Source organism: Microbacterium martis (assembly GCF_047246685.1).
Lineage (GTDB): Bacteria > Actinomycetota > Actinomycetes > Actinomycetales > Microbacteriaceae > Microbacterium.
Genome location: NZ_JBFOKT010000002.1, coordinates 263,584 through 286,572, shown reverse-complemented (window position 1 = coordinate 286,572; position 22,989 = coordinate 263,584). Strand labels below are relative to the sequence as shown.

Here is a 22,989-nt window from a genome sequence, read left to right as displayed (position 1 = left end):
GTGGCACTGATCCAGCTGCGGGGAGTACGACGGACCTATTCGTCGCCCGGCCGACCGGATGTCGAGGCCCTGCGCGGTATCGACCTCGACATCGAGCGGGGCGAGTTCGTCGCCATCGTCGGGCCGTCGGGCGGCGGCAAGACCACCCTGATGAACATCCTCGGCCTGCTCGACGATGCGACCGGAGGCACGTACTCTCTCGACGGCGAGGAGACCCGCGCGCGCGACGGACGCCGTGCCGCCGGTGTGCGCGCTCGGACGATCGGCTTCGTGTTCCAGGCTTTCCATCTGCTCGAGGCCAGACCCGCGGTCGACAGCGTCGAGCTGAATCTGCTGTATCGGGGAGTTCCACGCGCTGAGCGGCGGGAGAAGGCTCTGCGCGCGATCGAGTCGGTCGGTCTCGGCGGTCGGGCCTGGCAGAGCACGTCGACCCTCTCCGGCGGCCAGCGCCAACGCATCGCCATCGCCCGAGCGATCGCCGCCGGCGCCGAGCTGATCCTCGCCGATGAGCCGACCGGGAACCTCGACTCGATCAGCGCGTCGCGGGTCCTGGACGAGCTCGAACGCCTCAATCGCGCGGGAGCGACCGTCATCGTCGTCACGCACTCGTCCGAGGTCGCGGCGCGTGCCCGGCGCGTGATCCGCATCGCCGACGGTGCGCTCGTCTCCGATGAGCGAGAGCCGGATGCCGTCGCGAGCCCCCCGCCCCCGAACGGCGAGCGGATGCCGGAGAACGGCCGCATCCGCTTCGTCGACATGCTGCGCGACGGGTGGGCGTCGGTGCTGTCGAGGAGGTATGCCTCGATCGGTCAGGGGCTCGCCGTCGCCATCGCCGTCGCGCTGACGATCACCACCCTGGGGCTTTCATCCTCGGCTCGCGCCCAGGTCTCGGCCACTTTCGACGCGCACCTCAACCGCGAGGTCTCCGCGACATGGTCGACGGCCGTCGAGAACTCCGTCGCGCCCGACGCGGTTCCCGAGCGGATCGAGCAGCTGAGCGGAGTCGACGCCGCAGCGATCGTCGTCAGCCTCAATGTCAGCACCGTCTCGACCTTCGCCGAGGCTCGGCAGATCCGCCCTCACGTCGCCATCGGAGACATCCAGGGTGCGGCACGTCTCTCGATCGATGAGGCGCCATGGCATCACGGCCGGCTGAAGCCTGGCGAGGCGTTCATCGGCGACCTCCTGGCGAACGACCTGCAGCTCAGCAGCCTCGCCGGAGCGCCGACCATTCTCGTCGACGGGGTCACCTATGTGGTGGCGGGCATCATCACCGAATCCTCTCGCCTTCCACTGCTCCGCGGCGAGGTGGTCGTCGGTCCCCGCGACGATCTCACCTCGCGGGGCCCGGTCGATGTGACCCTGTTGGCTGTAACGTCATCCGGTGCGGCACAGCAGATCGCCCGTCAACTCCCCGCCGCCCTGAACCCGTTCGAGCCCGAGAAGATCACGGTCGTCGCTCCGACGGATTCCGCGGAGCTTCGCGGACAGGTCGAGCAGGGTGTGCAGGCGACCCTGACGGCATTCACACTGCTGGCACTCATCGTCGCCATCGCTGCTCTCATGAACGCCACCCTCCTCGCCGTCAACGCGCGTCGGGGTGAGATCGGCATGCGCAAGGCACTCGGGGCGCGCGATCGACAGATCGGTGAGCTCATCACCCTGGAATCGGCGTACATCGGAGTCGTCGGAGGCGCCGTGGGTCTCGTCCTCGGCATGGCCGCGATCCTCGCGGTCACCCTGACCCAGCGATGGGCGCCGGTCTTCGACCTCATCCTGCTCCCCGTCGCGATCGCCGTCGGACTGCTCGTCGGCGCGGGCGGAGGGGGGCTCGCCTCGATCCGCGCAGCGCGTCTCCGGCCGGCGGAGAATCTGCGCGCGTGAGCCCACGGTGCCGTCGATCCGGCGGTCGCCTCAGCCCGGAAGGGACGGATGCTGCTCCGCTGCGCGCTGCTTCGGGATGAACAGCGACAGCACCACGGCGACCAGGCCGGCGGCGATCGCCAGCCAGAAGCACACGTCGAAGGCGGCGCGGGTGGGCACGGCGACGCCGCCCACGTCGACGCTCATCGCGGCGAGGATCCCGCCCATGACCGCGGAGGCGCTGGACGTGCCGATCGAGCGGAACAGCGCGTTCAGCCCGTTGGAGGCGCCGGTCTCGTTCGCCGGGACGGAGCGCATGATGATCATCGGCATCGCGGCGAACGTGAAGCCGATGCCCACGCCGATGAGGATGTTCGCGACGAAGACGTGCCACACCTCGCTCGACCACAGCAGCACGAACACGTAGGCGAGCACGATCGCCGTTGCGCCGACCGTGAACAGCGGGCGCGGGCCGACGGTGCGCTCGAGCCAGCCCGACAGCGGCGAGATCACCATCATCACCAGGCCCGCCGGCATGATCACCAGGGCCGCGGCGACCATGTCGAGCCCGAAGCCCGAGCCGGTGCCGACGGGCATCTCGAGAAGCTGCGGGAACGTCACGTTCGACGCGAACAGCGCGAATCCCATGCCGATCGCGGCGACGTTGGTGAACAGCACGGCGGGACGCGCCGCGACGCGCAGGTCGAGCAGCGGATCATCGGTGCGCAGCTGATACCAGCCCCACACCACCAGCACGACGATGCCCCCGACGATGCACGTCAGCGTGAGCGGTGCGGTCCAGCCCCACTCGGCGCCGCGGGAGACGAACAGCAGGATGCCGGTCAGACCGATCGCGAGCCCGATCGCGCCGATCACGTCGAGCCGGCCGGGGAAGCGCAGCACGTCTTCGGGGATGACGACCAGCACCAGCAGCAGTCCGACGACGCCGAGGGCGGCGGCCAGCCAGAACAGCATGTGCCAGTCGGCGTTCTCGGCGAGCAGCGCGGCCACCGGCATCCCGATCGCCCCGCCCACGCCCATGGTCGCGCTCATGAGGGCGACCGCTGTTCCCAGGCGCTCGGGAGGGAGCACGTCGCGCATGATCGCGATTCCGAGCGGCACCACGCCGGTGACCGCGCCCTGCAGCGCACGGCCGATGATCACGCCGACGATCGACCCCGAGAGCGCTGCGATCAGCGAGCCGACGACGAGCAGACAGAGCAGCACGATCACCACGCGCCGCTTGCCGTACATGTCGCCGAGGCGGCCCGAGATCGGGGTGGCGACGGCGGCGACCAGTAGCGTGATCGTGACCACCCACGTCGTGTCTTCTCGCGAGGCGTTCAGCAGCTGCGGCAGCTCGGCCTGCAGCGGCACCACGAGCGTGAACATGAACGACGAGCAGAGGCCGGCGAAGGCGAGGACGGCGACGACCACCCACTTCGGCGGGGTGCGGGAGAGCCGCTTCCTGGCCCTGTCGTCGTCCGCACCCACCGACCCAGGCTATCGGCGCTGACGACCCCCGAGGGCCGGCCGGCTCTGACTAGCATGTCGTCATGGTCACGAGCAGCGTCGCTCCGGACGATCCCGCCGCCCACCGCGGCATCTCCCGGCGCACCCAGTCCGACATCTACCGCGCGGGCATCAGCGGTGCGAAACCCGCGGTTCCCGTCGATCCGGCCGCGTTGCAGAGGGCGGCGCGCCGGTCGCTGAGCGCCGAGGCCTTCGCCTACATCGCGGGCGGCGCGGGTTCGGAGCGCACGATGGCGGCGAACCGCGCGGCGTTCGACCGCTGGCAGGTGTGGCCGCGCCCCCTGCGCGACGTGTCGGAGCGCGACCTCGGAGTCGACTTCCTCGGGCGGAGGCGCCCGACCCCCCTGCTGCTCGCCCCCCTCGGCGTGATGGAGCTCGCGCACCGCGACGCCGACCTGGCGGTCGCGCGCGCCGCGGCATCCGTCGGCGTGCCGTACGCGCTCTCGAACCAGGCCTCGTTCCCGATGGAGCAGGTGGCGGATGCCGCGCCGCACGGCGCCCGTCTGTTCCAGCTGTACTGGTCGGCCTCCGACGACCTCAACCGCTCGCTGCTCACCCGCGCCGAGGAATCCGGGTGCGAGGCCATCGTCGTCACCCTCGACACGCACCTGCTGGGCTGGCGCACCCGTGATCTCGATCTCGCCTACCTGCCGTTCACGCGGGGGATGGGCATCGCGCAGTACACCAGCGACCCCGTGTTCCAGCGGCTCGTGCGCGAGCGCGCGGCCGCTCCGAAGGCGGATGCCGCCGCCGTCAAGGTGACCCCGAAGGCCGTCGCGGCGGCGCTCACCATCGCGAAGAAGGGATCGGCGCTGACCGGAGGCGGCTCGCTCCGCGATGGTCTGCGCTCGCCGCTGCCGCGCGCGGCGGTGGAGACCTTCCTCGAGGTGTTCTCCACGCCGGCTCTCGTCTGGGACGACCTGTCGAAGGCGCGGGAGTGGACGAGCCTGCCCCTCATCCTTAAGGGGATCGTCCATCCCGACGATGCCGCGCGCGCGGTCGACGCGGGCATCGACGGGGTCTGGGTCTCGAACCACGGCGGCCGTCAGGTCGACCGTTCGGTGCCGACGCTCGCCGTGCTGCCCGATATCGCCGAGCGGATCGCGGGCCGCGTGCCCGTCGTCTTCGACTCCGGCATACGAGGAGGAGCGGATGCCGCGATCGCCCTCGCGCTCGGCGCCGACCTCGTCGCGCTCGGACGTCCCTACGCTTACGGACTCGGCATCGCGGGCGAGGCGGGCGTGCGCGAGGTGGTGCGCAACGTGCTCGCCGAGCTCGACATCACACTCGGCCTCGCCGGCCTGACGTCCGTGTCGCAGCTCGATCGGAGCGCCCTGCGTGAGGCGTGATCGCGTGGGCGATTCCTCGAACCGGGCGAAGAGGGGCAGACTGGGACCGTGCGAACCATCCGCGATCTCGACACCGTTGAACTCATCCTCGATGCGCAGGCCCTGCTCGACTCCATCCGCGGCCCGCAGCGCGTGATCGACGCCGGCACTCTGCGCGCGCTCCAGCAGTCCGGCAACTACGTCGTCGGCCTCTTCGACGGCGAGGGCGACGACGAGCGCATGGTCGGCGCCTCCATCGCCTTCTTCGGCGAACCGGGACGCCGGGCGATGCACTCGCACATCACCGCGCTGATCCCCGAATACCGCGGCCGCGGCTGGGGGCGCGAGCTCAAAGAGCATCAGCGGCAGTGGGCCTTCTCGCGCGACGTCGGCCGCATCACCTGGACGTTCGACCCGTTGGTCGCCCGCAACGCGCACTTCTTCCTCACGATCCTCGGAGCACGCGTCACCGGCTACTCGGTGAACCGCTACGGCATCTTCGGCGGCGGCGACGCCGGCGACGAGAGCGACCGGCTCGATGTCGAGTGGGCGCTGGCCGACATCGCGCGGCCCCCGGCATCCGATTCCGTCGTCGAGACGCTCGAGATCCCGGCCGATATCGAGGCGCTCCGCGTGTCGGATCCGGATGCCGCTCACGACTGGCGCATGCGCCTCCGCGGCGAGATGGAGGAGTTGCTGGCGCGCGGGCTGCGCGTCGCCGGCTTCGACCCCGCGCGCGGCTACCTGTTCACGGCCTGAGGTCTGTCGCTCAGCGCACGCCCCTCATGAGCCGCAGCACGGGCTTCACCGAGAGCAGCAGACCGACGCCGACGGCGATGGCGATCACCCCGAGGATCGAGAAGTACGGCACCTCGTTCTCGAGATCGTAGAACCGCACGAGCTCGCCGGCGATCGCGGTGCCCAGAGCCACCGACAGGAAGAACAGCGCCACCATCTGCGTGTGGAAGACCGCGGGGGCGAGCTTCGTGGTCACCGACAGCCCCACCGGCGAGAGGAGCAGCTCGGCGACGGTGAACACGAACAGGATTCCGACGATGGCGAGCACGGGCGTGGTGTTGCCGGTGCTGCCCGAGAACGGCAGGAACAGCAGGAACGCCGCCCCCATCACGATCGCCCCGAATGCGAACTTCACCGGGGTGGCGGGCTGACGCCTCCCGAGACGCGTCCAGACGGCGGCGAAGACCCCGGACAGGATGATGATGAAGACCGGGTTGATCGACTGCACCCAGGAGACGGGCATCTCCCAGCCGAACAGCATCCGGTCGAGGCGCTTGTCGGAGTAGATCGTGAGCACCGTGAACTGCTGCTGGTACAGCGACCAGAACGCGACGCTGGTGATGAACAGCGGCAGGAATCCCCAGACGCGCGAGCGCTCTTCCGCGTCGATGCGGCGGCTGGTCAGGATGATCGCGAAGTACGCGATCGCGGCGATGACGGTCAGCGCGATCACGATGAGCGCCAGGTTGTCGGCGCGGATCGCGCCCACGACCACCAGCACCGCGATGATCACCACGGCGCCGCCCGCGATGAGGGCGACGAGCCGGTAGCGGGAGCGGGGGAGCGGATTGGGCACCACGCGAGCCGCGTCGGGCAGGGAGCGGCGACCGAACGAGTACTGCACGAGCCCGAGGATCATGCCGATCGCGGCCAGGCCGAAGCCGTAGTGGAAACCGAGGGTCGACTGCAGGATGCCGGTGAGGATGGGGCCGAGGAAGGCGCCGAGGTTGATGCCGAGGTAGAAGAGCGAGAAGCCGGCGTCGCGGCGGATGTCGTCGGGCGCGTACAGCGTGCCGACCACCGAAGTCGCATTGGCCTTGAGGCCGCCCGACCCGAGTGCCACGAGCACGAGGCCGATACCGACGCCCGGGAGCCCGGGGATCAGGGCGAGGGCGATGTGCCCGGCGACGATCACCATGGCGCTGACGAACAGCACGCGCTCCGAGCCGAACAGGCGGTCGGCGAGCCACGCGCCGAGGACCGTGGCGAGATACACGGAGCCGCCGTACGCGCCGACGATGCCGCCGGCCACCGCCTCGGGGATGCCGAGCCCGCCCTGCGTGGCGGAGTAGTAGAGGTAGATGAGCAGGATCCCCTGCATGCCGTAGAAGCTGAAGCGCTCCCACATCTCCACGCCGAAGATGTGCACCAGAGCCCACGGCTGCCCGAAGAAGCGGGTGTCGTCGTCGCGGGTGCGAGTGGTCGGCTGCGCTGCGGTCATGCCTTGACGCTACTCTGCGGCAGGCTCGGTGGCCCAGACCCCGCCGATAGAATGGTCGTGCCCGTGTTCACGGGTCATCTCCGCATCCGACCATTGGAGCCACCATGGCCGAACAGTCCCGCCTCGACAAGGTCATCGCCCTCGCCCGCCACCGCGGGTTCGTGTTCCAAGCGGGTGAGATCTACGGCGGTTCGCGGTCGGCCTGGGACTACGGCCCCCTCGGCACCGAGCTGAAGGAGAACATCCGCCGCCAGTGGTGGCAGACCTTCGTGCGCGGGCGCGGCGACATGGTCGGCCTCGACTCGAGCATCATCCTGCCCAAGCGCGTGTGGGAGGCGTCGGGGCATGTCGCGACCTTCACCGATCCGCTGGTCGAATGCCTGCAGTGCCACAAGCGGTTCCGCGCCGACAACCTCATCGAGGACTTCGAGGCCCGAAAGGGCCGGAAGGCGGAGAACGGGCTCGCCGACATCCCCTGCCCGAACTGCGGCACCAAGGGTCAGTACACCGAACCGAAGGCGTTCTCCGGTCTCGTGAAGACCTACCTCGGCGTCGTCGACGACGAGACCGGGCTGTACTACCTGCGTCCCGAGACCGCGCAGGGCATCTTCGTGAACTTCTCGAACGTGCTCACGGCGAGCCGCAAGAAGCCGCCGTTCGGCATCGGCCAGGTCGGCAAGGCGTTCCGCAACGAGATCACGCCCGGCAACTTCATCTTCCGCACGCGGGAGTTCGAGCAGATGGAGATCGAGTTCTTCACGCCGCCGGCCGATGCGCCGGCGTGGTTCGACCACTGGGTCGACGCCTGCTGGGACTGGTTCATCGACCTCGGCATCGACCCCGACAACATGCGTCGGTTCGACGTTCCCGAGGAGGACCGCGCGCACTACTCCGCCGGCACGATCGACGTCGAGTACAAGTTCGGGTTCGCGGGCAAGGAGTGGGGCGAGCTCATGGGCGTCGCCAACCGCACCGACTACGACCTGTCGAGCCACAGCGAAGCATCCGGCCAGAGCCTGACCTACTTCGACCAGGCGACGGGCGAGCGTTACACGCCCTACGTGATCGAACCGTCGTTCGGCCTCACCCGCGCCATGATGGCGTTCCTCGTCGACGCGTATCGCGAGGAGGAGGTGCCGAACGCCAAGGGCGGTACCGACGTGCGCACGGTGCTGAAGCTCGACCCGCGCCTCGCCCCGGTCAAGGCCGCGGTGCTCCCGCTGTCGCGCAACGAACGTCTGTCGCCGCTCGCCCGTGAGGTCGCGGATGCGCTGCGCAGCTCGTGGGCGGTCGACTTCGACGACGCCGGGGCCATCGGCCGTCGCTACCGTCGCCAGGACGAGATCGGCACGCCGTTCTGCGTGACCGTGGACTTCGACTCGCTCGACGACCACGCGGTCACGGTTCGCGATCGCGACACGATGGCGCAGGAGCGCGTCTCGATCGACGGCCTGCACGCCTACCTCGCGGAGCGCCTCCGCGGCGCCTGACCTCCGGTTTCTCGGCGCGGCTATGCTGACGAGATGATCGAGCACTGGGGTGACTTCAACCTGGCGATGGTCGGTGCGACGGCCGCCCTCGTCGGTCTCGTGATCGTCGCCTCCAGTGTGAACATCGGCGAGATCATCAAGTCGCGCACGCTGACGGCGCGGTTGCTCGCCGGTATCGCCGCGCTCCTGCTCGCACTCACCGTCTCGGCTCTCGGGCTCGTGCCCGAGATCGACACGACGTGGTTCGGTGCGCTGACGATCGTCGTGACCCTGGGGATGTCGGTGTTCCAGGTGCATGCGACGCGGCTCATCGCGACCGACCCCAACCCGGCCGATCGCGCACGGGGGCTGAAGTACCTCATCGGGTTCCTTCCCATCGCGGCGTACCTCGCTGCCGGCGCACTGGTCTGGGTGGCCCACCCCGCCGGACTCTACGTGGCCGCGGCCGGCTGCGTGCTGGCGATCTTCTCCGCCATCATCGTGTCGTGGGTGGCACTGGTCGAGGTGCTGCGCTGAGTCTTGCGTGCGCGCACGACCGGCTGGTAACGTCACGGCCCGTGGGTACTCTGATCCGATAGATCGGGACGCCGCGTCGAGTCCTCTCCGCGGTGGGTCCTGAGCGAGCGTGTCGTTCTGCGCGGCACGCTCGAGGTCCGTTTCGGATGCGCATCGCACGCGACGCGCCGTTCCGCGACGCGTGTGCGTGTCGCGGAGAGGAGACCTCTTGTTCCCTGTATTTCCAGACCCCTCCGCCCCTTCTCCGACCCTTCGCGTCTGCGAGCTGCGAGGCGCATCCGTACGCTTCGCCGACCGCGTCGTGCTCGACCGGATCGATCTCCTCGTCGGGCCGCGAGATCGCCTGGCCGTCGTCGGCGACAACGGCGCCGGGAAGTCGACGCTGCTCGACCTGCTGGCCGGCGCGCTGACTCCCGCCGCCGGAGATTCGCGGATCTCGATACCGGGCGGGATCGCTCATGCCGCACAGGCCCCGCGTGTCGCGGACGAGGCCACCGTTCTCGACGCCCTCGACGTGTTCCTGGCCGACCTTCGGGCGCTCGAAGCGAGTATCCAGCGCACCTACGAGGAGCTGGCCGAGGCAGGCGAGGCCGAGCGTCCCGGCGTCCTCGAGCACCTGGCTCGATTGCTCGAGGTGTTCGAAGCCCGCGACGGGTATGACATCGATCGGCGCGTCGACGCGGCATTCGATCAGCTCGGCCTCGCCGGTCTCGACCGCGCGCGCCTCTTCTCCTCACTGTCCGGCGGCGAGCGGGCACGCGTCGCGCTGGCCGCGGCGCTCTCGTCTCACGCGGAGCTGCTCCTGCTCGACGAGCCGACGAACGACCTCGACGCGCGGGCGTTGTCCTGGCTGGAGGGTCGCATCGACGCTCATCGAGGGGCGCTCGTCGTCGTCAGCCACGACCGGGCCCTGCTCGCGCGGTTCGCGCGCGACATCGTGCATGTCGAGAACGGCGGGCTGCAGCGTTATGGTGACGGCTATCAGGGGTACCTCGCGGCGCGCGCCACCGAACGTCAGCGGATGGCGGAGCGTCACGAAGCATGGAAGGCGGATGTCGCCCGCAACGAGGCTCTCGTCGCGGCCAACGCCTTTCGACTCGAATCGATCCCGCGGAAGCTCGAACTCGACGGGTTCGGTCACGGAGCCTTCCGTGCCCGCAGTCGTGATCACGGTGCGATGGGCCGCATCCGGATGGCGAAGGAGCGCGTGGCGCGACTCCACGCCGCTCCATGTCCCCCGCCGCCCGAGCCCCTCCGCCTTCGCGTGGATCTGCGCGCTGACGCGCCCGCCGTGCGGGAGGAGCCGCTGATCCTGCTCGACAGGGCGCGCATGGCCGACCCCTCGCTGCGGGTCGACGCACTGCGAGTGTCTGCGGGCGACCGGTGGCTGGTGACGGGTGCGAGCGGAGCGGGTAAGACGACTCTGCTCCGTCTCCTCGCGCAGGAGCGGCGGCCCCGCGGAGGGGCGGTCCAGTCGCGGGAAGGGCTGCGGGTGTCCTGGCTTCGTCAGGAAGTGTCGCCGCCGGGTGCGGGGACGGTGGCGGAGGTGTTCGCCCGCCGGGCGGGCGTGCACCCGTGGGACGCCGCGGACGTGCTCTCGCGATTCGGCCTGTTGGCCGCTGATGACCTGGATCGCGACGTGCGGACGTTGTCGGTGGGGCAGCGGCGCCGGCTCGACCTCGCCGTCGTGCTCGCCGAGCCGGGCGATGTGCTGATGCTCGACGAGCCGACGAACCATCTCGCGCCCGAGCTCGTGGAGCAGCTCGAGTCCGCGATCCAGGCGCACCCGGGGGCCGTCGTCGCTGTCACGCATGACCGGCACTGGATCATGCGAGCGCGTCACCGCGGGGCGACGGAGCTTCGCGTCGAGCAGGGATCGGCGATGGTACGACCCTGACGATCATGCCCGGGCTCGTGCCGGCGAACCCGCGACCGCCCGAGCGTAGCGCTCGGAGAGCACCTGCAGGCGGGGAATGAGCTCGGGCGGAGACTCGACGGTGAAGTCCATCATCAGCATCCCGATGTAGGCGGCGACCGTGTCGAGGCTGTCGGCGCCGGTCACCAGCACGCAGTGCTCCTCATCGATCGGTTCGACCACGCCGACCGCGGGATGGATGCGGTCGAGCACCTGCTGCGTGGGCGCGTCGATGCGCAGTCGGGCGTGCACCTTCCAGCCGCTCTCGGCGACCGTGCGCATCATGAACGCGGTGTAGTCCCCGCCGGGCAGCGGCTGCGGGTCGAAGCGGCGTCGGGTCGGCATCCGCAGGCGCATCTCATCCACACGGTAGGTGCGCCAGTCGCCGGTGTCGGGGTCGCGCGCGACCAGGTACCAGCGGCGATGCCAGGTGAGCAGCCGGTACGGCTCGGCCCGCACCGACGAGTCGTGGTAGTCGAACCGCAGCCACTCCTCGTTGCGGATCGCTCCGGCGATCTCGCGCAGCATCCCCGCGTCGACCTCGGGGTCGGGAATGTCGGTGTCGTTGTTCTCGGGAGCGCGGTCGATCGTCGACCTCAGCGCGTCGACCACGGGGCGCAGGTGGGAGGGCAGAACCTGTTCGAGCTTCGCCAGGGCGCGCGCACCGGACTCCTCGACGCCCGCGATCCCGGCCGCGGCGCGCAGCCCGACGGTGACCGCCACGGCCTCCTCGTCGTCGAGCAGCAGGGGCGGGAGCTTGCCGCCGGCCCCGAGTCGATACCCGCCGACGGCACCGCGGGTGGCGTCGACCGGATATCCCAGTTCCCGCAGCCGATCGATGTCGTGCCGGACGGTGCGCGCAGAGACGCTCAGACGCTCGGCGAGCTCGCGTCCCGAGCGTTCGGGCCCGGTCTGGAGGAGTGCGAGAAGGGAGAGCAGACGTGCGGTCGGGTCGGCCATCGATCTCCTCTGAGAACTTTCGTTTATTAGGAACATATCCTACCTATTACCCGCCTAACGTCGAAGACATGAACAACACGACCGCTCCCCTCAGCATCCGCCCCTTCACCGTCTCGGTCTCCGACGCCGAGGTCGCCGACCTGCAGGATCGCCTCGCGCGCACCCGTCTTCCTCAGCCGTCGCCCACCGACGATTGGGATGCCGGCACCCCGAACACGTACCTCCGTGAGGCGATCGACGCCTGGCGCTCGTTGGACTGGGCCGCCGCGCAGGACCGGATCAATGCCGTCCCGCACTTCACGACCGAGATCGACGGCCAGACCATCCACTTCATCCACGTCCGCTCTGCGGTCGAGGGCGCGACGCCGCTGCTGCTCGCCCACACGTACCCCGGATCCGCCGTCGACTACCTCGACGTGATCGACCGCCTCGTCGATCCGGAGGCGCACGGCGGGCGTGCCGAAGACGCCTTCGACGTCGTCATCCCCGACGCCCCGGGATTCGGCTTCTCGCAGCCGCTCGCCTCCGCCGGATGGACCACGGCGAGGGTCGCCGCGGCGTACGACCGGCTCATGCGGGGGCTGGGCTACGACAGCTACGGCATCCACAACTCCGACAACGGTGCGATGGTCGCTCGCGAACTGGGCCTGCTCGACCCGGAAGGGTTCCTCGGCCTGCACGTGCTGCAGCTGTTCTCGTTCCCGTCGGGCGACCCGTCCGAGTTCGAGCGGCTGGAGCCCGCGGACTACGCCGGTCTCGAGCACATGCAGTGGTTCCAGTCGGTCGGCGGCTACAACACGATGAACTCCTCGCGTCCGCAGACCGTGTCGGTCGGCATCAGCGACTCCCCGATCGGGCTGCTGGCTTACAGCGAGCTCTTCAACTCGTTCGGCAACGGCACCTCGCTCGTCACGCTCGAGCAGATCCTGCTGGAGGTCAGCGTGAACTGGTTCGCGAACGCGGCATCCGGAATGAGCCGCAGCTACCTGGAGAACGCCCGAGCGGATGCCGGAGAGGATGCCGAACCGCGGATCAACTCCGCGCCGACCGGGGTCGCGGTGTTCAAGGACGACTTCCAGACGATCCGGGTGTTCGCCGAGCGCGACAACTCGAACATCGTGCACTGGAGCCGCTTCGACGAGGGCGGCCACTTCGCGGCCCTGGAACGGCCCGACCTCGTCGTCGCCGACATCCGCGCGTTCTTCGCCGGACTGCGCTGACCTCGACGCCGCGTCCGCGTCCGAATCCGCGTCCGAAGGGGAGGGGTGCTCCGGCACCTCTCCTCTTCGTCGTGCTCAGCCGGTGACGGTGAGCTGCATCTCGGCGCCGCCCCCGGCCTCGGCCCAGTCGAGGGAGCGCTGCAGGATGCCGCGGAGGACATCGAGATCGATCTGCTCGAGGTCTTTGATGTAGAGGCAGCTGACCGCCGTGGTGTGCGGGCCGAGCCGGGCAAGGGCCTCGGCGTGCGCGTCGGTGCCGTCGAGCAGGTAGATCGTCGTGGAGGCTTTGCGCGGCGAGAACGCCAGGAGCGCCGTGTCGCCCTCGTTGCCGGTCGGGTAGCGGTAGTGGCAGGCTCCGAAGCCGATGATCGTGCCCCAGGTCACCGGCTCGCGGCCGGAGACCTCCTGCATCAGCGCGGTCAGCGTCTCGGCATCGCGTCGGCGGACGGCGGGAGACGAGCGGGCGATGAGACCCGCGACATCGGTACCGGTCGGCTCCATGTCAGAATTCTCCGTCCCCTGGTCGCCTCCCGTCCACCCCCCGTACCGGGATGGATCAATAATGCCTCCCGCAGCGCCTCCGCAGCGGCATTTCTGATCCAGACCGGGCAGGCGCGGCCGGGGGGCGGGGGGCGGGGGGAGGGGGAAGGGGGAAGGAAGGGGGAGAGAGAAAGAGAGGGGGTCAGGGCTGCTTCGCGGCAGCCTTCATCGCCTTCTTGTGCTCGCGCACCTTGGTCAGCGACTCGGGGGAGACGATGTCGGCGACGCTGCGGAACGAACCCTCGTCGCCGTAGGCGCCGGCGGCCTCGCGCCAGCCCGCACCGGTGAAGCCGTACTGCTTGCCCAGCAGCGCGAGGAAGATCCTGGCCTTCTGCTCGCCGAACCCGGGAAGCGCCTTCAGACGCTTCAGCACCTCGGGGCCGTCGGGGTCGCCCTGCGTCCAGATCGCCGCCGGGTCGCCGTTCCAGTCGTCGACGATCGTCTGACAGAGCGTCTGCACGCGCGTCGCCATCGACCCCGGGAAGCGGTGCACGGCGGGCGTCTGTCGGAAGGCCTCGAGGAACACGTCGGGCGCCATGCCGGCGATCGCCGCGGCATCCGTCGCTCCCGTCCGCTGCTCGATCTTGAGCGGACCCGCGAAAGCGGTCTCCATCGGCACCTGCTGGTCGAGCAGCATCCCGACGAGCAGGGCCAGCGGGTTCTCGGTCAGGAGGGCATCGGCGGCGGTGTCTCCGGTGATGTGAAGGGCCATGCCACCAGTGTCGCACCGCGGTGCGCGGTCACGCGATCGATGACTCCGACGCGTCGGCCGCGGTCGCCGGCGGCACGACGCCGTAGAGCGCTTCGAGTGCGGCGGCGAACTCGTCGGCGCGCCCAGCGGCGGCGAGCTCGTGAGCCCGTGTGGTCGGCGTGTGCAGCAGCACTCCGGCGAGGTGGCGGAGGGCCTGCTCGACGCGGCCGTCGGCGTCGCCGCGCGTGCGGGCGCGGGCGATCTCGCTCTCGAGCAGCCCGAAGATGTGCGATCGCAGCGCCACCACCGACGGCGTCACGCTCTGCCGGGACCCGACGACATGGAACGTGTCGGCGGCCTCCCGCACCACGCTGCGCGCGGCATCGGTCGCCTGCAGCTCTTCGAGCGGGGCGTGCAGACGGATCGTCTCGAGATCGAGCAGCGCGACGCCCTCGAGCGAGGCGACGGCCGGGTCGACGTTGCGGGGCATGCCCAGATCGACCACCAGCTGCGAGCCGTGGGCGACCGGACACGCGGCGGTCGAGACGGCGATCGGGCCGACCGGGCGCTGCAGGTGCGCCGGTCCGAGCACCGGCTCGGTGGCGCTCGTGCAGGTGATCAGCAGACTGGAGTGCGCAGCGGTGCGCTCGTAGTCGGCTTCGGCGACGGGACGGATGCCGTGCTTCGCGGCGAAGATCGCGGCGCGACCCGACGGGGAGTAGACGGAGATGTCGACGGCGCCGCGCTCGCGGAGCGTCGCGAGGGTGACGGCCGCGTAGGCGCCGGTGCCGACGAGCAGCACGCGCTCCGCCGACCAGTCGGCGATGCGGCTGTCGGCGAGCTCGAGCGCGAGCCGCACCAGCGAACGGCCGGCGCGACCGAGGGCGGTGACGTTCTTGACCTTGCGCTGCGCTTGGCTGGCGCGCTGGAAGAGGCGCTCGAGCTCGGGGGAGGTGGTGCCGCCCTTGCGCGCCGAGGTGAGCGCGCGGCGCACCTGACCGGCGATCTCGCCCTCGCCGGAGACCACCGACTCCAGACCGGATGCCACCGAGAAGAGGTGCTCGGGAACCCGGCGGCCGGTGTGCACCGCATAGGCGCCCTCGAACTCGGCCGCCGAGACGCCCGTGGTCTGCTCGACGGCTTCGAGCACCGCTTCGACGCCGATGGCTCCGGCCGCGGTGACCGGCTCGTCCATCTCGACGTACGCCTCGAACCGGTTGCACGTCGCCAGGACGACCGCACCCTGCACGCACGGCGTCATGTCCACGAGCGTGGAGGCGACGTCGTCGGGGGTGCGGCTCAGGCGTTCGAGCAGTTCGAAGGGGGCGGTCTTGTGACTCGCCGTGACACACAGCAGCACGCTTCGATTCTACCCCTGGTCGATGAGCGGGGTCTCCGACGGCCCACGGTGGGCGGATGGGAGGATGGAGGCATGGCCCTCTCCGACGCTCCGCTGCTGCGCGCCCTCGCCGGCGTCCGCCCCGACCGCACCCCCGTCTGGTTCATGCGTCAGGCCGGGCGCTCCCTGCCGGAGTACCGCGAGCTGCGCGTCGGCACCCGGATGCTGGACGCATGCCTCACCCCCGAGCTCGCCGCCGAGATCACCCTCCAGCCGGTGCGCCGCCATGGAGTGGACGCCGCGGTCTTCTTCAGCGACATCGTGATCCCGTTGCGTCTCGCCGGTGTCGACGTCGAGATCGAGCCCGGACGGGGGCCGGTGTTCGCGAACCCGGTGCGCACGGCATCCGATGTCGACCGGATCACGGCCATCGATCCCGAATCGCTCGACGGCGACGCGATCGCCGCGGCCGTCCGCCTCGTCGCGGCCGAGCTCGGCGACACCCCGCTCATCGGGTTCGCCGGAGCACCGTTCACGCTGGCCGCGTACCTCGTCGAGGGTGGCCCCTCGAAGGAGCACCTGCGCGCGCGGGCGATGATGCACGCCGACCCCGAGTCGTGGAATCGTCTCGCCGGGTGGCTCGCCCGTGTCTCGCGGCGCTTCCTCGAGACGCAGCGCGACGCCGGGGCCTCGGTCGTGCAGCTGTTCGACAGCTGGGCCGGCTCCCTGAACCCTGCCGACTATCGCGCCTTCGTCGCGCCGCACTCGCGCGCGACCCTCGACGGCATCGGCATCCCGACCATCCACTTCGGCGTCGGCACGGGACCGTTCCTGGCCGACATGCGCCTCGACGGCGTGGCAGACGGCGTCGGAGTCGACTGGCGCCAGCCTCTCGACGAGGCCGCAGCGATCGTCGGTCCGCAGGTCACGGTGCAGGGCAACATCGACCCCGCTCTGCTCGCCGCGCCGTGGCCGGTGCTCGAGGCTCACGTGCGCGACGTGCTCGCTCGGGGCCGCGCGGCCCGGGCGCACATCGTGAACCTCGGTCACGGCGTGCCGCCGGAGACGGACCCCGACCAGCTCACCCGCATCGTCGACCTGGTGCACGACCATGACTGAGGCCACGGAACCGTCCGCCCTTGCCGCGCGGGCGGCCGACACGCACGTCGTGGTGGTGGGCGGAGGCATCGGTGGTCTGATCGCGGCCCGGGAATGCGCGAAAGTCGGGATGCGGGTGACCGTCCTCGAAGAGGCGGATGCCGTCGGCGGCGCGATCCGTCGGGCCGAGCTCGACGGCGTCGCCGTCGACGCGGGAGCGGAGAGTTTCGCGACCCGCGGCGGACACGTGAGGGCGCTCATCGCGGAACTCGGGCTGACCGATCGCATCGTCGCGCCCGAGGCGGGCAGCGCCTGGCTCGTCGGCATCCCGGGCGTCGGGGCCGCGCCGCTGCCGGTCGGCGGCATCCTCGGCATCCCGGCGAACCCGTTCCAGGACGACGTGCGCCGCATCATCGGGTGGTCGGGTGCCTGGCGCGCGTACCTGGACCGGGTGCGACCGCCGCTGACCATCGGACATCAGCTCAGTCTCGGCAGGCTCGTGTCGTCGCGCATGGGCGCGAAGGTGCGCGATCGGCTCGTCGCGCCCGTCACGACCGGCGTCTACTCGGCCTCGCCCGACGATGTCGACGTCGACGTGGCTGCTCCCGGTCTCAACGCGGCCCTCACCCGCGTCGGTTCGCTGTCGGGCGCCGTGCAGGCCGTCCGGGAGGAGAACGCCGCCCGTGCCGCGAAGGCGGGGACCGGCTCGACGCCGAAGGCGCCCGGCGCCGCGGTCGAAGGGCTGACCGGAGGGATGAGCGTGCTGGTCGAGGCGCTGGTGAACGACCTGCGGCGGTTGGGCGCCGAGGTGCGCACCGACTCCGGCGTGCAGGGCGTCGAACGTTCGGGCAGGCGGTGGACGATCCGCATCGCTCAGGAGCAGGAGCAGGAGCAGGAGCAGGAGCAGGAGCAGGAGCAGGAGAACGGCACGTCGGATCTCGTCGCCGACGCCCTCGTCGTGGCGACCGGGGAGTCCGCGGCGCGGACCCTCCTCGCGTCCGCGGTGCCGGCGCTCGCCGAGACCGAGCCGTCGGCGTCGCCCGAGATCGAGGTCGTCACGCTGCTGCTCGACGCCCCCGCGCTGGAGCCGGCGCCCCGCGGCACCGGAGTGCTCACCGTGCCGGGCAGCCACATCGCGAAGGCCCTCACCCATTCGACGGCGAAGTGGGGGTGGTTGCGTCGCGCCGCCGCAGGACGCCACGTGGTGCGCGTCTCGTTCGGCGCGCAGGGCGAGCCGGCCGCCACCGCCGGGCTGTCCGACGACGAGGCGGCGGCCCTGGCGCTGGGTGAGGCTTCCGCCCTCCTGGGCGTTCCGCTCGGCGCCGATGCGCTCCTCGCCGCGCATCGCGCGCGGTACGTGCAGTCGCAGCCCGCGTCGATCATCGGTGCGGGCGAGCGACGAGCCACCGCCCGCGCCGCGGTGCGAGCCGTCCCCGGTCTCGCCGTCGTCGGCGCCTGGCTGGCGGGCACCGGCCTCGCGCAGGTGATCCCCGACGCGAAGGACGAGGCCGATCGCCTCCGCGGAACCCTGCTCTGGACCGGTGACGGCCCCCGTGTCAACCCCTGATCCCTCTCGATGCCGAATCGGGAATACAGGGCTACGCTGAGTACCGACCCGCAGTACGCGAACAACGTGAGGAGACCCCATGAAAGGGAAGATCGGACTCGTCGTAGGACTCGGCGTCGGCTACGTCCTCGGCACTCGAGCCGGACAGGAGCGTTACGAGCAGATCAAGAAGCAGTGGCTGAAGGTCTGGAACACCGACCCCGTGCAGGATCAGGTCGGCAAGGTCAAGGATTTCGTCGGTGACAAGGCTGCGGCCGTTCCCGGCGCCGTGTGGACGGGCGCGGTGAAGGTCGTCAAGTCGGTCACGGGCAGCGGTACGCCCGGGCAGAAGCTCGACGCCGTGATCGCCTCGGGCAAGGAGGCGGCGGAGCAGGTCTCCGATGCTGCGGAGGACGCCGCCGACGAGGTGAAGGCCCGGGTCGAGGGATCCGGTAGTGCAACGGGCTCGTCCACCACCTCCGGCGCCGCGAAGAAGCCGACTCCGAAGAACTCCGGCGCCTGACATGCTTCGCGGATACCGCGACCGCGCAGACGACAGTCTCCTGACGCTGCTCGGCGACCTGCCCGAGCTCGTCACGAAGCTCGTCAAGGCCGAGATCGACGCTGCGAAGACGTGGATCTCGAAGACCGCGAAGGACGCCGGGATCGGCTCGGTCTGGTTCCTGGTGGCCCTGTTCTTCCTGTTCTGGGCCGTACCGGTGATCCTCGTCTTCGCGATCGCCGGGATCTCCTCCTGGTGGCCCGTGTGGCTCTCCGCCCTCGCGGTCTTCGGCATCCTGATCCTCGCGGTGCTCTTCTTCGCGCTTCTCGGCATCCTGAAGTTCCGCAAGGTCCTCCGTCGCGAGAACCCGGCGCAGGCCGTGGCCGAAGACATCCGAATCGTGAAGGAGGCGGGCGATGACGAGTTCTGATTCCGTGGTGCGCAGCAGCGACAGCACGCCGCGCACCGTCGTGCCGGCGGGCATCGTCGATCCGCGCGAGTCGGCGCGCGCCGAGCTGAAGGCCGCGCTGGCGGCCATCGAGATCAAGGGCAACATCCCGCGCCGGATCGAGAAGGCGTCGACGCGGGGGATCGCCCGTGCTCGCGTGTTCGCCGACCGCAACCCGATCGGAGCGGCCGCGGCCGTGCTCGGTGTCGCGGCATCCGTCGGCGGTCTCGTCTGGGTGCTCGCGCGCGCCATCGCCCGCTGACGCTGGCAGACTGGAGACATGGCCGAAGAGCGCGAAGAGAACCCGTCCGGATTCACCCTCTGGGCCGTGTGGCGACGCAATCCCGATGCCGCGGTGACCGAGTCCGACTCGACCGAGCTCGAGACGATCGTGTCGTACATCGAGGATTCCGGCATCACGGTACGCGGCTTCTACGACGTCTCCGGGCTGAAGGCCGACGCCGACCTGATGGTCTGGCTGCACGGGCCCACGGCCGAGGATCTGCAGAAGGCGCTGCGCCGACTGCGCCGGACGGAGCTGCTGCGCTCGCTGCTGCCGGTCTGGAACGTGATGGGCGTGCACCGGGACGCCGAGTTCAACCGTGCGCACGTACCGGGGTTCCTGCGCGGGGTCGGGCCGAAGGACTGGCTCTGCCTCTACCCGTTCGTGCGCACGCCCGAGTGGTACCTCGCGCCGGAGGGCGAGCGCCGCGCGATGCTGGCCGACCACGGACGCAAGGGCGCCGCGTTCACGGGCGTCGTCGCGAACACGGTGGCCGCTTTCGCGTTGGGCGACTACGAGTGGATCCTGCCGATGGAGGCCGACGAGCTCACCGACCTGGTCGACATGATGCGTGACCTGCGCTACACCGACGCGCGTCTCTTCGTGAAGGAGGAGGTGCCCTTCTACACCGGGCGCCGCCTGCGCTTCGACGAGATCGCGGACGTGCTGCAGTAGGCAGCGCCATGAGCACTCCGATCCGCCTGGGAACCCGGCGCAGCGCGCTCGCGCAGGCGCAGTCGGGTCATGTCGCCGCTGCTCTGGAGAAGGTCGCCGGACGCCCCGTCGAGCTCGTCCCGATCACGAGCGAGGGCGACACCAATCGCGCCTCGCTGTCGGAGATCGGCGGTCAGGGGATCTTCGCCACCCGCCTGCGCGAGGCGCTCCTCGCCGGGGAGTGCGACTTCCTCGTGCACTCGCTCAAGGATCTCCCGGCGGCGATCCCCGAGGGCCTCGTGATCGCGGCGACGCCCCGACGGGAGGATGCCCGCGATGTGGTGCTCACCCGGGGCGGCACGCCGCTGCACGAGTTGCGCACCGGGAGCACCGTCGGCACGGGATCGCCTCGCCGGATCGCGCAGGTGCGTCGACGCGCCCCGCACGCCGAGGTGGTCGACATCCGCGGCAACGTCGACTCCCGGCTCGCTCGCGTGGCATCCGGAGAGCTGGATGCCGTCATCCTCGCGGCGGCGGGGCTGTCGCGGCTCGACCCGGACTCTCCGCTGCGACGCGAGGAACTGGGTCTGGCGGAATGGCCGACCGCGCCCGGGCAGGGCTCGCTGGCCGTGGAGACGAGATCGGATGCCGCTCCGGAACTCCTCGCCGCCCTCGCCGAGCTCGACGATCGCGCGACGCGTCTGGCGATCACGGTCGAGCGCGCCGTTCTCGAAGGTCTGGACGCAGGATGCCAGGCGCCGATGGCCGCGCACGCCGTCGTCGACGGGGCCGCGATCCGCGTCAGGACGGTCGTGTACGCCCCCGATGGGAGCCGTCGGATCGGCCTCGACGTCACGGAGGACCTGAACGGGGAGTATATTCGTCGGAACGGCAGTGGCAATGGAGCGGATGCTGCCGATGGTGCAGACCCGATGCACGCAGCGCGTGAGCTCGGGTTCACTGTTGCCCGTCGGCTGCTCGATCAAGGGGCGGCTGGACTCGTCTCTCGAGAGCAATCCTCATGACATCCGATTCGAAGCAGGACCGGCCGCTGGACGGCTGGCGCATCCTCGTGCCCCGCGGCGGGCCGTGGGGCGACGGCGTCGCCGCGAGCCTGCGCGCACAGGGAGCCGTGCCCGTCGTGGCACCGCTCATCAACTTCGCGCCGACCACCGACCAGGCGGCGCTCGACGTCGCGCTGGCTCAGCTCGCCGACGGGGCCTTCGACTGGCTGACCGTCACGAGCGCCACGACCGTCGATGTGCTGTTCGCGCACCGCGCGGTCGTGCCGCGGTCGACGCGCATCGCCGCGGTGGGCGAGACGACCGCCGCGGCCCTCCAGGCCGTGGGATACGAGGTGGCACTCGTTCCGGAGCAGGACAACTCGGCCGAAGGGATGGCTCAGCAGCTCATCGCGCTCGAGTCGGAGCCCCGTCGCATCCTGGCCCTGCGCAGCGAGATCGCGAAGCCGGTGCTCAGCAAGCTGCTGTCGAAGGCCGGGCACGACGTTGCGAGCGTGGTCGCCTATCGCACGGTCGGCGTCCCGGTCACGGAGCGGATCCGTCGTGACGTCGAGAACGGTCGCATCAATGCGATCCTGATCACGAGCGGGTCGGTCGCCGAGCAGGTGCGCGAGCAGTTCCCGGAGATCCCGGATGCGACGCTGCTCGCCGCGATCGGTCCGCGGACCGCGCGGGATGCGCGCAAGGCCGGGCTGCCGGTCTCTGTGGTCGCCGACCGCCAGACGGTCGACGCGCTGATCGACGCCGTGTCTCATTTCACCCTTCCGCACGCCGCAGACGAGTTCGCGCCGTGAGCTTCCCCGAGATCCGTCTGCGACGGCTGCGCCGATCGCGCGCCGTGCGCGACCTGGTGCGCGAGACCTCACTGGAGCCGCGCCAGCTCGTGCTGCCCCTGTTCGTGCGGGAGGGCATCGACGAGCCGGTGGCCATCGGCTCGATGCCGGGGGTCGCCCAGCATTCCATCGACTCGCTGCGCGCGGCCGCCGTGGAGGCGGCGGAGGCGGGTGTCGGAGGGGTCATGCTCTTCGGCGTTCCCGCGGTGCGCGACGCGATCGGGTCGGGAGCCGACGACCCCCGCGGCATCCTGAACGTGGCGACCGAGGCGCTGGCCGCCGAGGTCGGCGATGCGCTCGTCGTGCAGACCGATCTGTGCCTCGACGAGTTCACCGACCACGGACACTGCGGCGTGCTCGCCGAGAACGGCCCTTCGACAGGCTCAGGACGGGCCACGGTCGACAACGACGCGACTCTCGAGCGCTACGCCTCGATGGCTCTGGCCCAGGCGCGCGCGGGCTCGCACCTGCTCGGTCTCTCGGGGATGATGGACGGTCAGGTCGCCGTCGTCCGTGCGGCGCTCGACGCCGGAGGCTTCACCGACACGCTGCTGCTGGGATACGCCGCGAAGTATGCGAGCGCCTTCTACGGTCCCTTCCGCGAGGCCGTGGACTCCCAGCTGACCGGCGACCGCCGCTCGTATCAGCTCGACCCGGGCAATCGTCGCGAGGGCGTGCGCGAGGCCGTCGTCGACGAGGCCGAGGGCGCCGACATCGTGATGGTCAAGCCCGCGATGGCGTTCCTCGATGTGCTGCGCGAGGTGCGCGACACGGTGAGCGTTCCGGTCTGGGCGTATCAGGTGTCGGGCGAGTACGCGATGATCGAGGCCGCTGCCGCCAACGGATGGATCGATCGCCGGGCGGCCGTGCAGGAGTCGCTGCTCTCGATCCGCCGGGCCGGCGCCGATGCCGTACTGACGTACTGGGCGACCGAAGCGGCGCGCTGGCTGCGCGACTGACGACGGCGCG

22 protein-coding genes are annotated in these 22,989 nt (G+C 70.5%); 16 read left to right on the top strand and 6 right to left on the bottom strand.

From position 1 onward, the window contains the following. Positions 1-1,884: an ABC transporter ATP-binding protein/permease gene (locus AB3M90_RS09305; protein ID WP_412951665.1), complete on the top strand. Its 1,884-nt coding sequence runs from the start codon at positions 1-3 to the stop codon at positions 1,882-1,884. A 30-nt stretch (positions 1,885-1,914) separates the two neighbouring features. On the opposite strand, the gene AB3M90_RS09300 is transcribed toward AB3M90_RS09305, so the two are convergent. After that, positions 1,915-3,357 carry an MFS transporter gene (locus AB3M90_RS09300; protein WP_412951664.1) on the bottom strand — a complete coding sequence of 481 codons (1,443 nt, stop codon included), beginning with the start codon at positions 3,355-3,357 and terminating at the stop codon, positions 1,915-1,917. A gap of 62 nt (positions 3,358-3,419) precedes the next feature. Here AB3M90_RS09300 and AB3M90_RS09295 point away from each other — a divergent pair, with 62 nt between their 5' ends. Together AB3M90_RS09295 and AB3M90_RS09290 are read left to right on the top strand one after the other, a co-directional pair. Continuing rightward, positions 3,420-4,745 carry an alpha-hydroxy-acid oxidizing protein gene (locus AB3M90_RS09295; RefSeq protein WP_412951663.1) on the top strand — a complete coding sequence of 442 codons (1,326 nt, stop codon included), beginning with the start codon at positions 3,420-3,422 and terminating at the stop codon, positions 4,743-4,745. 48 nt (positions 4,746-4,793) lie between these two features. Beyond that, positions 4,794-5,483 carry a GNAT family N-acetyltransferase gene (locus AB3M90_RS09290; protein WP_412951661.1) on the top strand — a complete coding sequence of 230 codons (690 nt, stop codon included), beginning with the start codon at positions 4,794-4,796 and terminating at the stop codon, positions 5,481-5,483. 10 nt (positions 5,484-5,493) lie between these two features. Here the strand turns inward: AB3M90_RS09290 and AB3M90_RS09285 are convergent, their stop codons facing one another. After that, on the bottom strand, positions 5,494-6,963 hold the full coding sequence (locus AB3M90_RS09285) for a peptide MFS transporter (protein WP_412951660.1): 1,470 nt from the start codon (positions 6,961-6,963) through the stop codon (positions 5,494-5,496). A gap of 104 nt (positions 6,964-7,067) precedes the next feature. On the opposite strand from AB3M90_RS09285, the gene AB3M90_RS09280 reads away from it, so the two are divergent. The 3 genes from AB3M90_RS09280 (at position 7,068) to AB3M90_RS09270 (ending at position 10,866) form a co-directional block, all read left to right on the top strand. Continuing rightward, positions 7,068-8,453 carry a glycine--tRNA ligase gene (locus AB3M90_RS09280; RefSeq protein WP_412951659.1) on the top strand — a complete coding sequence of 462 codons (1,386 nt, stop codon included), beginning with the start codon at positions 7,068-7,070 and terminating at the stop codon, positions 8,451-8,453. A gap of 33 nt (positions 8,454-8,486) precedes the next feature. Continuing rightward, complete coding sequence (locus AB3M90_RS09275; RefSeq protein WP_412951658.1) at positions 8,487-8,969, top strand: hypothetical protein; 483 nt, start codon at positions 8,487-8,489, stop codon at positions 8,967-8,969. 301 nt (positions 8,970-9,270) lie between these two features. Beyond that, positions 9,271-10,866: an ATP-binding cassette domain-containing protein gene (locus AB3M90_RS09270; protein ID WP_412951657.1), complete on the top strand. Its 1,596-nt coding sequence runs from the start codon at positions 9,271-9,273 to the stop codon at positions 10,864-10,866. 3 nt (positions 10,867-10,869) lie between these two features. On the opposite strand, the gene AB3M90_RS09265 is transcribed toward AB3M90_RS09270, so the two are convergent. Next, entirely contained in the window at positions 10,870-11,844 is a 975-nt protein-coding gene (locus AB3M90_RS09265) for a helix-turn-helix transcriptional regulator (protein WP_412951655.1), read from the bottom strand. Between the two features lie 68 nt (positions 11,845-11,912). Here AB3M90_RS09265 and AB3M90_RS09260 point away from each other — a divergent pair, with 68 nt between their 5' ends. Next, complete coding sequence (locus AB3M90_RS09260) at positions 11,913-13,064, top strand: epoxide hydrolase family protein (protein ID WP_412951654.1); 1,152 nt, start codon at positions 11,913-11,915, stop codon at positions 13,062-13,064. Between the two features lie 75 nt (positions 13,065-13,139). Here the strand turns inward: AB3M90_RS09260 and AB3M90_RS09255 are convergent, their stop codons facing one another. The 3 genes from AB3M90_RS09255 to AB3M90_RS09245 form a co-directional block, all read right to left on the bottom strand. Further along, positions 13,140-13,565, bottom strand: coding sequence for a DUF1801 domain-containing protein (locus tag AB3M90_RS09255; RefSeq protein ID WP_412951653.1), 426 nt, complete (start codon positions 13,563-13,565; stop codon positions 13,140-13,142). 181 nt (positions 13,566-13,746) lie between these two features. Continuing rightward, a complete protein-coding gene (locus AB3M90_RS09250; RefSeq protein WP_412951651.1) occupies positions 13,747-14,316 on the bottom strand; it encodes an HhH-GPD-type base excision DNA repair protein in 570 nt (189 codons plus the stop codon). A 28-nt stretch (positions 14,317-14,344) separates the two neighbouring features. Further along, positions 14,345-15,655 (bottom strand): glutamyl-tRNA reductase, encoded by a 1,311-nt coding sequence (locus AB3M90_RS09245; protein WP_412951649.1) that lies wholly within the window; start codon positions 15,653-15,655, stop codon positions 14,345-14,347. A gap of 72 nt (positions 15,656-15,727) precedes the next feature. Here AB3M90_RS09245 and hemE point away from each other — a divergent pair, with 72 nt between their 5' ends. The 9 genes from hemE (at position 15,728) to hemB (ending at position 22,979) form a co-directional block, all read left to right on the top strand. Further along, complete coding sequence (gene hemE / locus AB3M90_RS09240) at positions 15,728-16,753, top strand: uroporphyrinogen decarboxylase (protein ID WP_412951648.1); 1,026 nt, start codon at positions 15,728-15,730, stop codon at positions 16,751-16,753. After that, positions 16,746-18,299 carry a protoporphyrinogen oxidase gene (gene hemG / locus AB3M90_RS09235; RefSeq protein ID WP_412951647.1) on the top strand — a complete coding sequence of 518 codons (1,554 nt, stop codon included), beginning with the start codon at positions 16,746-16,748 and terminating at the stop codon, positions 18,297-18,299. Before hemE ends, hemG begins: the two co-directional genes overlap by 8 nt. Positions 18,300-18,378: 79 nt before the next feature. Then, positions 18,379-18,801: a hypothetical protein gene (locus tag AB3M90_RS09230; protein ID WP_412951646.1), complete on the top strand. Its 423-nt coding sequence runs from the start codon at positions 18,379-18,381 to the stop codon at positions 18,799-18,801. Position 18,802: 1 nt separating this feature from the next. Continuing rightward, positions 18,803-19,210 carry a phage holin family protein gene (locus AB3M90_RS09225; protein WP_412951645.1) on the top strand — a complete coding sequence of 136 codons (408 nt, stop codon included), beginning with the start codon at positions 18,803-18,805 and terminating at the stop codon, positions 19,208-19,210. Next, positions 19,197-19,490 (top strand): hypothetical protein, encoded by a 294-nt coding sequence (locus tag AB3M90_RS09220; protein WP_412951644.1) that lies wholly within the window; start codon positions 19,197-19,199, stop codon positions 19,488-19,490. Before AB3M90_RS09225 ends, AB3M90_RS09220 begins: the two co-directional genes overlap by 14 nt. An 18-nt stretch (positions 19,491-19,508) precedes the next feature. Beyond that, on the top strand, positions 19,509-20,186 hold the full coding sequence (gene hemQ / locus AB3M90_RS09215; protein WP_412951642.1) for a hydrogen peroxide-dependent heme synthase: 678 nt from the start codon (positions 19,509-19,511) through the stop codon (positions 20,184-20,186). An 8-nt stretch (positions 20,187-20,194) separates the two neighbouring features. Further along, positions 20,195-21,190 carry a hydroxymethylbilane synthase gene (gene hemC, locus AB3M90_RS09210; RefSeq protein WP_412951641.1) on the top strand — a complete coding sequence of 332 codons (996 nt, stop codon included), beginning with the start codon at positions 20,195-20,197 and terminating at the stop codon, positions 21,188-21,190. After that, a complete protein-coding gene (locus AB3M90_RS09205; protein WP_412951640.1) occupies positions 21,187-21,981 on the top strand; it encodes a uroporphyrinogen-III synthase in 795 nt (264 codons plus the stop codon). Before hemC ends, AB3M90_RS09205 begins: the two co-directional genes overlap by 4 nt. After that, positions 21,978-22,979 (top strand): porphobilinogen synthase, encoded by a 1,002-nt coding sequence (gene hemB / locus AB3M90_RS09200; RefSeq protein ID WP_412951639.1) that lies wholly within the window; start codon positions 21,978-21,980, stop codon positions 22,977-22,979. Before AB3M90_RS09205 ends, hemB begins: the two co-directional genes overlap by 4 nt. The last annotated feature ends 10 nt before the right edge of the window (positions 22,980-22,989 follow it).

Bases quoted from the DNA above. Each gene is read 5' to 3' on its own strand.
- AB3M90_RS09295 (WP_412951663.1), top strand. From the start codon at position 3,420: ATGGTCACGAGCAGCGTCGCTCCGGACGATCCCGCCGCCCACCGCGGC.
- AB3M90_RS09285 (WP_412951660.1), bottom strand. From the start codon at position 6,963: ATGACCGCAGCGCAGCCGACCACTCGCACCCGCGACGACGACACCCGC.
- AB3M90_RS09280 (WP_412951659.1), top strand. From the start codon at position 7,068: ATGGCCGAACAGTCCCGCCTCGACAAGGTCATCGCCCTCGCCCGCCAC.
- AB3M90_RS09275 (WP_412951658.1), top strand. From the start codon at position 8,487: ATGATCGAGCACTGGGGTGACTTCAACCTGGCGATGGTCGGTGCGACG.
- AB3M90_RS09265 (WP_412951655.1), bottom strand. From the start codon at position 11,844: ATGGCCGACCCGACCGCACGTCTGCTCTCCCTTCTCGCACTCCTCCAG.
- AB3M90_RS09260 (WP_412951654.1), top strand. From the start codon at position 11,913: ATGAACAACACGACCGCTCCCCTCAGCATCCGCCCCTTCACCGTCTCG.
- AB3M90_RS09255 (WP_412951653.1), bottom strand. From the start codon at position 13,565: ATGGAGCCGACCGGTACCGATGTCGCGGGTCTCATCGCCCGCTCGTCT.
- AB3M90_RS09250 (WP_412951651.1), bottom strand. From the start codon at position 14,316: ATGGCCCTTCACATCACCGGAGACACCGCCGCCGATGCCCTCCTGACC.
- hemE (WP_412951648.1), top strand. From the start codon at position 15,728: ATGGCCCTCTCCGACGCTCCGCTGCTGCGCGCCCTCGCCGGCGTCCGC.
- hemG (WP_412951647.1), top strand. From the start codon at position 16,746: ATGACTGAGGCCACGGAACCGTCCGCCCTTGCCGCGCGGGCGGCCGAC.
- AB3M90_RS09230 (WP_412951646.1), top strand. From the start codon at position 18,379: ATGAAAGGGAAGATCGGACTCGTCGTAGGACTCGGCGTCGGCTACGTC.
- AB3M90_RS09225 (WP_412951645.1), top strand. From the start codon at position 18,803: ATGCTTCGCGGATACCGCGACCGCGCAGACGACAGTCTCCTGACGCTG.
- AB3M90_RS09220 (WP_412951644.1), top strand. From the start codon at position 19,197: ATGACGAGTTCTGATTCCGTGGTGCGCAGCAGCGACAGCACGCCGCGC.
- hemQ (WP_412951642.1), top strand. From the start codon at position 19,509: ATGGCCGAAGAGCGCGAAGAGAACCCGTCCGGATTCACCCTCTGGGCC.
- hemC (WP_412951641.1), top strand. From the start codon at position 20,195: ATGAGCACTCCGATCCGCCTGGGAACCCGGCGCAGCGCGCTCGCGCAG.
- AB3M90_RS09205 (WP_412951640.1), top strand. From the start codon at position 21,187: ATGACATCCGATTCGAAGCAGGACCGGCCGCTGGACGGCTGGCGCATC.